This is a genomic window from Vibrio sp. 1288 (assembly GCF_033344475.1).
On record NZ_JAWPOX010000001.1, the window covers coordinates 133,928 to 147,778 of the forward strand.

At 45.1% G+C, this 13,851-nt stretch carries 14 protein-coding genes; 5 read left to right on the forward strand and 9 right to left on the reverse strand.

Going from position 1 to position 13,851, the window contains the following annotated elements:
* Both R8O11_RS00560 and R8O11_RS00565 read left to right on the forward strand, forming a co-directional pair.
* On the forward strand, nucleotides 1-591 hold the full coding sequence (locus R8O11_RS00560; protein WP_005372901.1) for a phosphoheptose isomerase: 591 nt from the start codon (nucleotides 1-3) through the stop codon (nucleotides 589-591).
* 21 nt (nucleotides 592-612) lie between these two features.
* Nucleotides 613-1,281 (forward strand): BON domain-containing protein, encoded by a 669-nt coding sequence (locus tag R8O11_RS00565; RefSeq protein ID WP_025768401.1) that lies wholly within the window; start codon nucleotides 613-615, stop codon nucleotides 1,279-1,281.
* Between the two features lie 71 nt (nucleotides 1,282-1,352).
* Here R8O11_RS00565 and sspB read toward each other — a convergent pair whose 3' ends face one another.
* From sspB to zapE, 8 genes are all read right to left on the reverse strand, one after another.
* Nucleotides 1,353-1,838, reverse strand: coding sequence for a ClpXP protease specificity-enhancing factor (gene sspB, locus R8O11_RS00570; protein ID WP_005387408.1), 486 nt, complete (start codon nucleotides 1,836-1,838; stop codon nucleotides 1,353-1,355).
* Between the two features lie 17 nt (nucleotides 1,839-1,855).
* Complete coding sequence (gene sspA, locus R8O11_RS00575) at nucleotides 1,856-2,491, reverse strand: stringent starvation protein SspA (RefSeq protein ID WP_005372897.1); 636 nt, start codon at nucleotides 2,489-2,491, stop codon at nucleotides 1,856-1,858.
* A 96-nt stretch (nucleotides 2,492-2,587) separates the two neighbouring features.
* Complete coding sequence (locus R8O11_RS00580) at nucleotides 2,588-3,325, reverse strand: cytochrome c1 (RefSeq protein WP_005372881.1); 738 nt, start codon at nucleotides 3,323-3,325, stop codon at nucleotides 2,588-2,590.
* Entirely contained in the window at nucleotides 3,322-4,587 is a 1,266-nt protein-coding gene (locus R8O11_RS00585; protein ID WP_005372880.1) for a cytochrome b, read from the reverse strand. Before R8O11_RS00585 ends, R8O11_RS00580 begins: the two co-directional genes overlap by 4 nt.
* Nucleotides 4,587-5,177 (reverse strand): ubiquinol-cytochrome c reductase iron-sulfur subunit, encoded by a 591-nt coding sequence (petA, locus tag R8O11_RS00590; RefSeq protein ID WP_005372877.1) that lies wholly within the window; start codon nucleotides 5,175-5,177, stop codon nucleotides 4,587-4,589. Before petA ends, R8O11_RS00585 begins: the two co-directional genes overlap by 1 nt.
* A 694-nt stretch (nucleotides 5,178-5,871) precedes the next feature.
* Complete coding sequence (gene rpsI / locus R8O11_RS00595; RefSeq protein ID WP_005372876.1) at nucleotides 5,872-6,264, reverse strand: 30S ribosomal protein S9; 393 nt, start codon at nucleotides 6,262-6,264, stop codon at nucleotides 5,872-5,874.
* Nucleotides 6,265-6,279: 15 nt separating this feature from the next.
* On the reverse strand, nucleotides 6,280-6,708 hold the full coding sequence (gene rplM / locus R8O11_RS00600; protein ID WP_005372872.1) for a 50S ribosomal protein L13: 429 nt from the start codon (nucleotides 6,706-6,708) through the stop codon (nucleotides 6,280-6,282).
* Between the two features lie 251 nt (nucleotides 6,709-6,959).
* Complete coding sequence (gene zapE, locus R8O11_RS00605; protein ID WP_005387411.1) at nucleotides 6,960-8,063, reverse strand: cell division protein ZapE; 1,104 nt, start codon at nucleotides 8,061-8,063, stop codon at nucleotides 6,960-6,962.
* A gap of 195 nt (nucleotides 8,064-8,258) precedes the next feature.
* On the opposite strand from zapE, the gene zapG reads away from it, so the two are divergent.
* The 3 genes from zapG to degS all read left to right on the forward strand — a co-directional run bounded on the left by zapG (nucleotide 8,259) and on the right by degS (nucleotide 11,525).
* Nucleotides 8,259-8,702, forward strand: a complete 444-nt coding sequence (zapG, locus tag R8O11_RS00610) for a Z-ring associated protein ZapG (protein ID WP_005379861.1) — start codon at nucleotides 8,259-8,261, stop codon at nucleotides 8,700-8,702.
* Between the two features lie 200 nt (nucleotides 8,703-8,902).
* Nucleotides 8,903-10,270 carry a Do family serine endopeptidase gene (locus R8O11_RS00615; protein ID WP_025768400.1) on the forward strand — a complete coding sequence of 456 codons (1,368 nt, stop codon included), beginning with the start codon at nucleotides 8,903-8,905 and terminating at the stop codon, nucleotides 10,268-10,270.
* A 190-nt stretch (nucleotides 10,271-10,460) separates the two neighbouring features.
* Nucleotides 10,461-11,525, forward strand: a complete 1,065-nt coding sequence (degS, locus tag R8O11_RS00620; protein ID WP_017633606.1) for an outer membrane-stress sensor serine endopeptidase DegS — start codon at nucleotides 10,461-10,463, stop codon at nucleotides 11,523-11,525.
* 37 nt (nucleotides 11,526-11,562) lie between these two features.
* Here the strand turns inward: degS and parC are convergent, their stop codons facing one another.
* Complete coding sequence (parC, locus tag R8O11_RS00625; protein ID WP_005379870.1) at nucleotides 11,563-13,848, reverse strand: DNA topoisomerase IV subunit A; 2,286 nt, start codon at nucleotides 13,846-13,848, stop codon at nucleotides 11,563-11,565.
* Between the last annotated feature and the right edge of the window lie 3 nt (nucleotides 13,849-13,851).

The window sequence follows — 13,851 nt, forward strand, 5'->3', positions numbered from 1 at the left end:
ATGCTAGACAGCATTAAAGACAGCTTTACAGAAAGTATTCAAATTCAAATCGCAGCAGCAGAGGCGCTGCCTGATGCCATTACTCATGCAGCTCAAGCGATGGTGTCGAGCCTGCTTAATGGCAATAAAATTTTATGTTGTGGTAATGGCGGCAGTGCTTCAAACGCTCAACAATTTGTTTCTTGTCTTTTAAACCGTTTTGAAACTGAGCGCCCTAGCCTACCAGCAATGGCCTTAACCGCCGATAATACTACCCTAACCGCAGTGGCCAACGATTACCACTACCAGGAAATCTTCTCAAAACAGGTACGAGCGTTTGGTCAACCAGGCGACATTTTGCTTGCCATGTCGACTAGTGGTAACAGTAAAAATATTATCAAAGCGATGGAAGCAGCCGTAACTCGAGACATGACGATTATCGCGCTAACAGGAAAAGATGGCGGAGAGATGGCAGGACTGCTCGGTGAGAACGACGTCGAAATTCGTATTCCATCACACCGCACTGCACGTATTCACGAAGTACATATGGTAACACTCCATTGTCTTTGTGATCTTATTGACCAAGTGCTTTTCCCTGCTCACGAAGAGTAACCAAGACTGAGAGTCAGAATTATGATACGTAGCCTTGTTATCTTATTAACAGCATTGAGTTTAAGTGGTTGCGCAGGTTTGTTTATCGCAGGTGCAGCAACCACAGCGAATATTGTCACGGACACACGCACGACAAAACAAATCTGGCAGGACAATAACATCGAATTCGAAGTTGCGGCGATCGGCAATAAAGCACCGTTTAAAGGTGAAGTTCGTGTCGTTGCCAGTTCATATAATGGGACTGTAGTCCTTATGGGACAAGCTCCGACACAAGACCTTATCCTTGCTTTAGAGCGAAGGGCTCGAGAAGTTAGTGGTGTAAAAGTCATACACAATCAAATCAAACAAAAAGAGCCACTCACTGTTACCCAGATTAGCAATGACAGCTGGATCACAACCAAAGTAAAGTCAGCTTTGCTTACTGATTCTGAGCTTAATGGTGTTAAGGTTAAAGTGATCACCGAAGATGGCGACGTTTTTCTGTTTGGTTATGTCACGCCAGAGCAAGGCGATCGAGCGACAGAAATCGCACGTAATATCTCAGGCGTAAAACAAGTCATTAAAGGGTTCCAATACGGCGAAATGGAGCCTGTTGAAGTGGACTTACCGAGTGACGGTGTACAAACAATAGAAAGTGAGGCAAGCACAGAAAATGAAGAGAACGTCGAAGTCTTTACGATTAGTGAGTAATTTCCAAAGTCTGGCTTGAAATCATCTTCAACAAGTTAAAAAGAAAAAAGCAGCGTAACGCTGCTTTTTTATTATTTAATCACTCTTAAGCTTGGTTTGCCTTTTGGTCGAGGAGCATCGTCCTCTTCGGCATCTGAATCAGAAACTAACTCAGAAGGCTCATCGCTAACCGTTGTGAACGATGGGGATGATTCTTCCTCGGTCATCGCTTCTTCTTCGATGTGAGTGTACGCTTCTTCTGGTTCAAACATAGTACCAGCACCATTCTCACGTGCATAAATAGCTTGAACAGCATACACAGGCACGATCACTGAGTGCGGACGACCGCTAAAGCGAGCATGGAAGGTAATCGCATCATTACCTAACTCAAGATTACCCACTGCACGTGGCGCAATATTCAAAATAATTTGACCATCTTGAATAAATTCAACCGGGACACGCACCCCTGGCATTGTTGCATCCACAACCAAGTGAGGAGTCAAGTCATTGTCTACTAACCAGTCGTAAAATGCGCGAAGCATATACGGGCGGCGAGCAGTCATTTTTGCAATATCCATAACGTGTTTTAAATCGCTTAGCGAACTAGGCGCATTTCACGTTCAGCTTCAGTCAAAGAAGCAAGGAACGAATCACGTTCAAATACGCGGTTCATGTATACCTTGATTTCTTTTGAACCAGGGCCAACAAGATCGATACCAAGTTGAGGCAAACGCCACAATAGTGGAGCTAGGTAACAATCGATCAAGCTGAATTCTTCGCTCATGAAGTACTCATATTCAGCAAAAATTGGCGCTAACGTCAGAAGATCATTACGCAGCTTTGTGCGTGCTTTTTCTGATTCTTCCGCATTACCTTTCATCACTTTTTCAGCGAGTGAATACCAGTTGCGTTCGATACGGTACATCATCAAGCGGCTGTTGCCACGAGCAACAGGGTAAACCGGCATTAGAGGTGGATGAGGGAAACGCTCGTCCAAGTACTCCATGATGATTTTTGAATCGTAAAGAGCTAGCTCACGGTCAACAAGAGTTGGCACTGATTTATATGGGTTTAGCTCAACAAGCTCAGCAGGAAGGTTTGCTTCGTCAACAAGCTCAACTTCAACACTTACGCCTTTTTCAGCTAGTACAATGCGAACCTGATGGCTATACAAATCTGATGCACTTGAGAAAAGAGTCATCACAGAACGTTTATTGGCAGCTACAGCCATGGAGCCCTCCAGTACACTTACAAATAAAAACAATGGAGGCTAAGCCTCCATTGTACATCAATTAAAATTGGGAATTAGCACGGTATTTTAGCACAATTAATGCACATCGCGCCAATACTCTTTCTTGAGCATCACAACAACGATGGTTAGAAGCACTAAGAAGCCCATTACCCACCAGCCTAAAGCATGACGCTCAAGCTGCACTGGGTCACCTGAATAAACTAAGAAGTTAACGAGATCGCCAACCGCTTTGTCATATTCGCCTTCACTCAGCTCACCCGTGCCATCGGTTTCAGTACCAACAACAACTTGTACTTCTTCGCCATCTACGATTTTCGTATCGTAAATAGGCGTCGGGATGCCCTGTAGCTCTTCAAGCACATGCGGCATACCAACACTCGGGAAGACGATGTTGTTCACGCCGAATGGACGAGATGGATCAACATAGAAAGAGCGTAAGTAAGTGTATAACCAATCAGCACCACGAACTCGTGCAACCAACGTAAGATCTGGTGGTGGAGCACCAAACCAGTTTGCCGCTTGCTTCGGTGGCATAGCATTGACCATTAGATCACCGATTTTCGCTTCAGGATTGAAAATCAGGTTTTCTTTCATTAAGTCTGTTGGAATTTCCAAGTCTGTTGCTACACGCTCGTAACGCTGGTATTGCGTAGAGTGACAAGCAAAACAGTAGTTCATGAACAACTTCGCGCCGTTTTGTAGCGAAGCTTTATCCGTAAGGTCAACATTCGCTTTATCCAGCGGAACATTGGCCCCAGCTGCCATCGCTAGTGATGGCAACATAGCAAATAGAATTACAATCCACTTCTTCATTTGAATGTCACCCTCTCTGGTAATGGTTTGGTTGCTTCATTTTTGCTGTAGAAGAACAGCAACACAAAGAACATGAAGTAACACAAGCTAAAGATCTGAGATAGTAGTGTGTACGTTGGTGTCGCAGGTAACGCACCTAAAATACCCAGAGCGATAAAGGCGATAGTGAACTGTACAATATTCAATAGATGAAGTTTGCTACGGTAACGGTATGAACGAACTTTACAACGATCCAACCAAGGTAGAACAAACAGCACTGCAATTGACGCGCCCATTAGGATAACACCTAATAGTTTGTCTGGAACCGCGCGTAAGATTGCGTAGAACGGCGTGAAGTACCATACCGGAGCAATATGCTCTGGTGTCTTCAGTGGGTTTGCAGCTTCAAAGTTAGGCGGCTCAAGGAAGTACCCACCCATCTCTGGGTTAAAGAACAGCACGTAACAGAAGAAGAACAAGAAACCAGCGACACCAACCAAGTCCTTAACCGTGCCGTACGGATGGAAAGGAATCGAATCAATGATGTCATATTTCTTCGTGTAGTAATCGTGGAACTTGAATTGCGTTTTGTAATCGTCGCCCATTGAGCCTTTTGGCAGCTTAGTTTCGATACCATCCGGGTTGTTTGAGCCTACTTCGTGCAGCGCCAATACGTGCAAAACAACAAGAAGAAGCAAAACGATAGGCAGGGCAATAACGTGTAGTGCGAAGAAACGGTTTAGCGTTGCACCAGAGATGATGTAGTCACCACGAATCCAAAGCGTTAGGTCATCACCGATAACAGGAATAGCACCAAACAGGGAAATGATTACCTGTGCACCCCAGTATGACATCTGACCCCATGGAAGTAGGTAACCCATGAACGCTTCAGCCATGAGAACAAGAAAGATCAACATACCGAAGATCCACAATAGTTCACGAGGTTTTTGGTATGAACCGTAGATCAAACCACGGAACATGTGAAGATACACAACAACGAAAAACGCTGACGCGCCAGTGGAATGCATGTAACGCAGAAGCCAACCGTACTCTACATCACGCATAATGTATTCGATAGACGCAAATGCACCGTCACCTGAAGGAACATAGTTCATCGTTAGCCAAATACCCGTTAGGATTTGGTTAACAAGAACCAGCATCGCCAGAGAACCGAAAAGGTACCAAAAGTTGAAGTTCTTAGGCATTGGGTATTCAGACAAATGCTTTTTATAAGCATTCATTGCAGGAATACGCTTTTCAACCCAATCTAACATTGCTTGCATTATGCATCTCCCTCATCAACACCCACAATGAGCTTGGTATCGCTCAAATACATGTGCTTAGGAACGACAAGGTTCAACGGAGCAGGTACTCCTTGGAACACTCGACCAGCCATGTCGAACTTAGAACCATGACAAGGACAGAAGAAGCCAGATCTTACGCCCTGCACCTGCTCTGAGAAAGAGTCAGGTAGATAGGTTGGTGAACAACCTAAGTGGGTACAGAAACCAACTGCGACGAAAAACTCTTCCTTAATCGAACGAAACTCATTCTGAGCGTACTCAGGCTGCTGCTCCATTTCAGATTGTGGATCGCGAAGCTTATCACCGATCGATTTTAAGTTATCCAGAACGCTTTGAGTGCGGCGAACAATCCATACAGGTTTTCCCTGCCACTCAACACGAACCAGCTGACCTGGTTCAATTTTACTTATATCCACTTCCACCGGTGCGCCCGCCGCTTTGGCTTTAGCACTCGGATTCCATGATTTGATAAAAGGCACGGCGACGGCGACTGCCCCTAACCCACCAACAACTGCCGTTGTAGCGGTTAGAAAACGCCTGCGACCGTTATTTAAAGGCGCGTTGCTCATCCAAACATTCTCCCATTTGCTCCCTTTGGATCGTTATTATTCCGCTTATAAGAGCATGGCTAACAAATAATGAATTTAGTTCTATTTATTGGAGGGAAATGATAAAGAAAACCCTACTTTTTGACAAGATAAAGCTACCTTTTTGTAACATTTGTGAGGCAAATCGCTCGCGTCGTCACAAAAGCGGCAGAATTATAAAAAATTGATGTGATTTGTAACAAGAAAGCACCACATAGAAGCCCCGCTGAAAGCGGATAAAACCTTTTATCTTGGTAGTTTTCAGTTAATTACACAGAGAAATATTTCGTATTACGCGTTCAGCTTACTGTGTTTATATTTTCAATTTTGTAGCACGCAGAATGCTCAAAAAGGAACGTAAGTCATTTTAAAACATGTTACAGGAAGAATAAGATACAAAGACATTCTTGTTGATGAATACATCTATGCTGCATCGCAAGAGAAAGCGTGGTGAGTCGCGGTTAAATAAGGCACACATATAAAACGGCACTGGCAACCTTTCGACGAAGAGGACGAATAAGAAGGTCTGCTCGGAGTGTGATGATAAGTGAAGGCTGTTCGTTGCTTGAAGACAAGTATGATGTCTTTAAATACAAAAAAGCCCGGCATAGAGCCGAGCTTTTGGTACACAGTTTCCAGAGTAACTCTGAAAAGCATAATTCCCGATAAGAGGAAATTAACGCTTAGAGAACTGTGGACGACGACGTGCTTTACGTAGACCAACTTTCTTACGTTCAACGCAACGAGCGTCACGAGTAACGTAGCCAGCTGCGCGTAGAGCAGGACGTAGAGACTCATCGTATTCCATAAGCGCGCGAGTGATACCGTGACGGATAGCACCAGCTTGACCAGAAATACCGCCGCCTTTAACTGTTACGTAAAGGTCTAGCTTTTCAGTTAGTTCAACTAGCTCTAGAGGTTGTTGTACAACCATACGTGCTGTTGGACGACCGAAGTATTCGTCAAGGTTACGCTTGTTTACTACAATGTTACCGCTGCCTGGTTTAATGAAAACACGTGCAGCTGAGCTTTTGCGACGGCCAGTGCCGTAGTATTGATTCTCTGCCATTTTCGAAATCCCCAATTAGATGTCTAGTACTTGTGGTTGTTGAGCAACATGGTTGTGCTCAGCGCCCGCGTAAACTTTTAGCTTACGGTACATAGCACGGCCTAGAGGACCACGTGGAAGCATGCCTTTAACTGCAAGCTCAAGAGCCATCTCAGGTTTACGATCGATCAACTTTTCAAAAGTGATAGATTTTAGACCACCTGGGAATTCAGAGTGACGGTAGTACACTTTGTTCTTAGCTTTGTTACCAGTTACAGCAACTTTCTCAGCGTTGATAACGATGATGTAATCACCAGTGTCAACGTGAGGAGTGTATTCAGCTTTATGTTTGCCACGTAGGCGAGATGCAATTTCACTTGCTAGACGGCCAAGAGTTTTACCTTCAGCGTCTACAACGTACCAGTCGCGTTTTACAGTTTCTGGTTTAGCAACGAAAGTTTTCATGCTAACAATAACCCGTTAATTAAATTTTAAACTTTAAAGGAACACCCAATAGTGCTCCCACACTGTCTAAGAGCCCAGTCATCACCCCTTCGAGTCGTTGGTACTCTCGACCTTCAATTTCGAAATAACTTCGATAATCAGGTCTGCAGTAACGGTGGGTCGCAGGATTATAGAGAAGAGCGAAGAAAAAATCACCTTTTTTTGCGCCAAATCACTAATTTTTTCTTCACTTTTTTAAGAACCCATTGGATCTAGGCCAAATGTTCACGCGCGAGATACTCATGACTTTGCATCTCAGTAAGCCGAGACAAACAGCGCTTAAATTCGAACTCTAACTGCCCATCAGTATATAAGTCGGCCATTGGCACTTCAGCAGAAATAATCAACTTAACATTGCGCTCGTAAAACTCATCGACCAGCGCGATAAAGCGTCTCGCCGCATCATCGATTTTTCGGTTCATTTGTTGAACATCTGCCAGTAATACCGTGTGGTAAATACGAGACAATTCAATGTAGTCATTTTGACTGCGAGCAGTTTGACACAACTGAGCAAACGACGCATGCAGCACCCCGTCGCTTGCTTCAATCACCGCTAGTTGACGGTGGTTAACTTCGATTTGATGAGCAACAAACTGACGCTCTCCAGTCAGCTGCTGATAATATTTGTTAAGGTTTATGCTAGCCTGCTCATCAAGCGGGTAATGGTATATTTCAGCCTGTTCTAACGTTCTTAAGCGATAATCAACGCCACTATCGACATTCAACACTTCACAACGCGCCAAAATCATATCGATCGCGGGCAAAAAGCGCGCTCTTTGCAAACCGTTACGATATAAGTTCTGCGGCTCAATGTTTGAAGTCGCGACTAGGATCATCTGCCGCTTGAACATTTCTTGAAGTAGCGTTGCAAGGATCATCGCATCAGTAATGTCGGAAACAAAAAATTCATCAAAGCAAACCACATCGGCTTCTTCTTTAAATTTATCCGCCACTTTTGATAGCGGATTTTCGACATCACCTAACAGCTTCAACTCATCATGTACTCGATACATAAATCGATGGAAGTGGACGCGCATTTTTCTTTGGGTCGGTAAAGCATCAAAAAATGCATCCATAAGGTAGGTTTTACCGCGACCTACGCCCCCCCAAAAGTAAAGGCCTTTTGGTGGTTCAGGCTTGTCGATTTTTTTCCCCATTAGCTTTTGCCATTTGGAAAGCTGAGGCACAGGCGCTGACTGAAATTCAACGATAGCATGGTAAAGCTTGTCTAATGCAACGACCGCTTGATACTGAGCTTCATCACGCTGAAATCCGTGTTCTGCTATGTCTTTTTGATATTGTTGTAGTGGTGTCATCGTATTAAGTCGTATAGAGGTATAGAGAAAAGGGTTACCTCGGGGTCAACTTTGAGAATAGAGAGAAGTAGTTATCAGTCCCCGAAGACATACTGCTATTTTTCTTTATCGGCTGTTCAAGCCATAGTAACATGGACGAGCACCGCGTGTAACTAAGTAGTAAAAGACTTGTTAAAACAACTATAAGGAGCAGTTATGCCTTGGATTTATGCCATTGTGGGTTTGCTGGTCGGTACAATCGTAGGCGTAGTCATTAGTAGACTAACCACCCCTGAATACAAGAAACAAAAGTCTGTGCAGAAAGAACTTGAAGCGGCCAAGTTTGAATTAGAGCAACAACGTCAAGAGCTCGTCGATCATTTTGCACAAACCGCAGAAATGTTGGACACCCTAGGTAAAGATTACACCAAGCTATACCAACATATGGCCAAGACCTCTTCTGAGCTTTTGCCAAACTTACCAGAACAAGACAACCCGTTTGATAAGAAAACGGCAATGTCGTCTGAAACCATTGCAGAAGATCAACCAGAGTTTAACGAACAACCAAAAGACTACGCTAATGGCGCCACCGGTCTTTTGAAGGATCAAGAGAAAGAAATCATTAATGCTCCCGAAGCGGTAACCGCAAAAGCATCATAATCCTCTCTTACTTCCATCGAGGGCCGATACAATTGTCTAGGCCCTTTTTTGAACTTTTTCCCCTCACCTTCGCTCTAACTTGGATGTGCACTGCCTCCCCTTTTGATTGTCCGAACTAGACCCTATATTAGTTATTAACAAAGTGAACTAACCGTTCGGATATTTCTTTTTGGCAGACATGTTTCAAGAGGAGTTATTGGATGAAAAAACCACTGCTTGCGCTCACCGTTCTATCTCTGAGTTTGGGTTCGATTATTGCCCCAGTTCAAGCCACTGCCGCATTACCTTTGAATGTGGATGGCCAACAGTTACCTAGCTTGGCACCAATGCTTGAGAAGGTGACCCCAGCTGTTGTGAGTATTGCTGTAGAAGGTAAACAAGTACAAACCAGCCGCATTCCCGAGCAATTTCAATTTTTCTTTGGCCCAGACTTTCCTATGGAACAAAGGCGAGAGCGCCCGTTCAGAGGTTTAGGGTCTGGTGTCATTATTGATGCGAAGAAAGGCCATATTGTCACTAACTACCACGTGATCAAGGGGGCAGATGAGATTCGAGTTCGCCTCTTTGACGGGCGCGAGTATGACGCTACGCTCGTTGGCGGTGATGAAATGGCCGATGTTGCGTTACTTAAATTAGAGAAAGCGAAAAACTTAACGCAGATTAAAGTCGCGGATTCCGACAAACTGCGTGTCGGTGACTTTACGGTTGCGATTGGTAACCCATTTGGACTCGGTCAAACTGTGACTTCGGGTATTGTTTCAGCCCTTGGTCGTAGTGGCTTAAACGTTGAAAACTTCGAAAACTTCATCCAAACCGATGCCGCAATTAACAGCGGTAACTCAGGTGGTGCATTGGTCAACCTTAATGGTGAGCTGATCGGTATTAATACTGCGATTTTAGGCCCTAACGGCGGTAATGTGGGTATTGGCTTTGCGATTCCATCAAACATGATGAAAAACCTCACTGATCAAATTCTAGAGTTTGGTGAAGTCAAACGCGGCATGTTGGGTGTGCAAGGTGGCGAAGTAACCTCTGAGCTAGCTGATGCATTGGGTTACGAGTCAAGTAAAGGGGCCTTTATTGGTCAAGTCGTACCGGACAGCGCAGCCGATAAAGCAGGGTTAAAAGCCGGTGACGTAATTGTATCGGTGAACGGCAAAGCGATTAATACTTTCTCAGAGCTCCGCGCAAAAGTGGCAACACTGGGCGCAGGTAAAGAAATCACATTAGGTGTGGTTCGAGATGGTAAGAATAAAACCTTTGATGTAACGCTTGGCGAATCTACGAATATGAAAGCTAAAGCGGAGACATTACATGAGGGACTCAAAGGTGCGGAGTTAAGCAATACAACACCAAGTGATGTAATCCAAGGTGTTAAAGTATCGAGCGTTGCAGATAACTCTCCAGCGGCTCAATATCAATTACAACAAGGTGACATTATTATCGGTGTGAACCGTCAACGAGTGAAAAACCTTGCCGAGCTTCGTACAATCGTAGAGAAACACAAAGGTGTACTGGCTCTTAATATTCAACGTGGTGAACGTACTATTTATCTTGTCATTCGTTAACCACTTTCAAAGTGATAGGAAATAAGGTTTTCGATGCATAGTACTGAGTGATAAGGCTCGATCACTTTTCCTTATCGCTCAATAACTAATGAAAAGGGCAGCGCGATGACGTGCTGCCCTTTTGTTATTTTTCAATGTAATGCTATTCTTCATCTTCGATGCCATTTTGGCGCTCACGCATGGAGAGGATATGCTCAGCTTTTTATTACGTTCTGTCTTTTTAGGCTTGGCTACTGCCGCAGTGGTATTACTGGCGGTTCCATCTTTGCGCAACAACGTAATTCCTGCCGCGCTTGATCCTCAACCTGTTAATATCGCATCAGTCGAATTGACGTTTAATCAAGCGGTCCGAAGAGCAGCGCCTGCAGTGGTAAACATCTACAGCCGTAAGTATGTTGAGAATGATCGCAGTAAACTCTCGACTCAAGGTCTGGGGTCAGGTGTCATTGTTAGTGAGAAAGGCTACATCATTACTAACTATCATGTGGTTGCTCAAGCTGATCAAATTGTTGTGGCATTACAAGACGGCAGAGCCGCAGCGGCTCAGCTCGTAGGGACAGATAAACGTACTGATATAGCCGTGCTGCGTGTCGAAGGTTCGAATTTGCCCGTAATCCCTCTGAACTCTAATTACAAACCACAAGTGGGCGATGTAGTACTAGCCATCGGTAACCCATACAACCTTGGACAAACCACAACGTTCGGCATTATTTCTGCCACAGGTCGTTCATCTATTAGCGACGGTCGTCAAGCATTCATTCAAACCGATGCCGCCATCAATGAAGGTAACTCTGGTGGAGCCCTAGTGAACACACAAGGCGAGCTCGTCGGCATTAACACCGCCTCTTTTCAGCAAGCGACAGACTTAGAAACTTACGGTATTTCTTTTGCGATCCCTGCGCCGCTAGCGAGTAAGATCATGCAGAAAATCATCGCTGATGGCCGCGTGATTCGTGGTTATATTGGAATCGACGGCCAAGACATTAATGCGGTCACTGCTCGCCTACTTGGAAATGAACACATAGGTGGTATTGTCGTACTTGGTATTGATCCAAATGGTCCAGCCAATGCGGCAGGCTTCCAAAAGCAGGACATCATTATCAGTATTGATGGCAATAAAGTGCAAGGGCGTCAGAGCGTTATGGATATCGTCACCGATTTACGTCCTGGCACCACCGTGGACGTCGGTATCATTCGCAAAGGAAAAGAGATGACCTTGAAAGTCACCATTGCCGAAGACAAGCAAGAAGCATAAAAAATCCCAGCCATTGGCTGGGATTTTTATTTGTGCGTTACTCGCTATCGCTCGGTGTTTCCGTCGTATCGGAATCATCTAGCTCAACTTCAATGCGAGTGACTCGCTGCAAACCTCTCGGTAATAACCCACCTCGGCGACCACGTTCGCCACGGAAGTTATCAAGGTCAGACGGTTTAAGACCCAACTTTCGCTTACCCGCGTACAGCGTTAACGATGCACCTTTTGGTAAAGACATTAAGTGAGATAGTACTTCTTCTCGCTCTTTTGCTTTAGCAGCAGGAATGTTGATGATCTTATTCCCTTTACCTTTCGCCAGTTGTGGCAAGTCTTTGATTGGGAACAGCAGCATGCGACCTTGGTTAGTGATTGCTAAGATTTCATCAGAGTCTAAATCTTCAATCTCTTTTGGCGTCATGATCTCAGAGTTGGCAGGTAAAGTGACGAGCGCTTTACCACTGCGGTTTTTAGACAGCAAGTCCGCGCCTTTACATACAAAGCCGTAACCTGCATCTGAGCCCACCAGCCACAGCTGCTCTTCTTCACTCATGATGACTTGGCGAATACTGCTACCAGCCGTAATATTCAAGCGACCGGTAATCGGCTCACCTTGACTACGAGCAGAAGGCAGTGAGTGCGATTCCAGAGAGTAACTTCGACCGTCACTACCTAGGAATACCGCAGGCTGATTACTCTTACCTCGAGCATGCGCTAAATACTTATCACCCGACTTATAGTTTAAGCCTTCGGCATCCACGTCATGGCCTTTCGCGTGACGAATCCAACCTTTCTCAGAAAGCACAACCGTGATTGGCTCACTTGGTACGAGGTCACGTTCAGTCAGCGCTTTTGCTTCTGCACGCTCAACCATTGGAGAGCGACGGTCATCACCGTATTTCTCTGCGTCTGCTTTGATTTCTTTTTTCAGTAGTGTGTTCAGACGACGCTCAGAACCGAGTAGCTGTTCTAGCTTCTCACGCTCTTTCTCTAGCTCGTCTTGCTCACCACGGATCTTCATCTCTTCTAGTTTTGCTAGATGACGAAGTTTGGTATCTAAAATTGCATCCGCTTGGATATCGGTAATACCAAAGCGTTCCATCAGCACCGCTTTTGGATCGTCTTCAGTACGGATGATCTCAATCACTTCATCTAGGTTGAGGTAAGCAACCAACAAACCTTCCAAGATGTGTAGACGAGCCATGACTTTGTCTAGACGGTGTTGTAGACGACGACGCACAGTCGTACGACGGAACTCGATCCACTCAGATAGAATTTGCACCAAACCTTTAACTTGAGGACGGTTATCCAAACCAATCATGTTCAAGTTAACGCGGTAACTGCGCTCAAGATCCGTTGATGCGAACAAGTGGTTCATCAACAAATCACAATCGACGCGGTTTGACTTAGGCACCACAACGATACGCGTTGGGTTCTCGTGATCCGATTCGTCACGAAGATCGTCAACCATTGGCAGCTTCTTCGCACGCATCTGGTTAGCGATTTGCTCAAGCAGTTTGGCACCCGATACTTGGTGAGGCAAAGAAGTGATAACAATATCAGAACCTTCTTTATGCCAAACCGCGCGCATTTTGATGCTGCCACGACCGTTGCGGTAAATCTTCTCGATATCCGCTTGCGGCGAGATAATTTCTGCTTCTGTTGGGTAATCTGGACCTTTGACATACTGCATCACGTCCGGCAGTTCTGCTTTCGGGTTGTCGATCAAATGAATAGTCGCATCTGCGATTTCACGAACGTTGTGCGGTGGGATGTCTGTTGCCATACCAACGGCAATGCCGGTTACACCGTTAAGCAGGATGTGAGGCAGACGTGCTGGCAACATTTGTGGCTCTTTCATTGTGCCATCAAAGTTAGGTTGCCATTCAACCGTGCCCTGGCCAAGTTCGCCAAGCAATACTTCAGCAAACTTAGACAGTTTTGCTTCGGTATAACGCATTGCCGCAAATGATTTCGGATCATCTGGCGCACCCCAGTTACCTTGACCATCCACTAATGGATAGCGGTAAGAGAATGGCTGAGCCATCAATACCATCGCTTCGTAACACGCTGAATCACCGTGCGGATGGTATTTACCTAGCACGTCACCAACGGTACGTGCAGATTTTTTGTATTTTGCTGATGCAGAGAGACCAAGCTCTGACATCGCATAAATGATGCGTCGTTGAACCGGCTTTAAGCCATCACCAATGTATGGCAAGGCGCGGTCCATGATTACGTACATCGAGTAGTTCAGATAAGCGTCTTCAGTGAACTTGCGCATTGGCAATTGTTCGACGCCATCGTAGGTAATTTCTGTAGACATCCG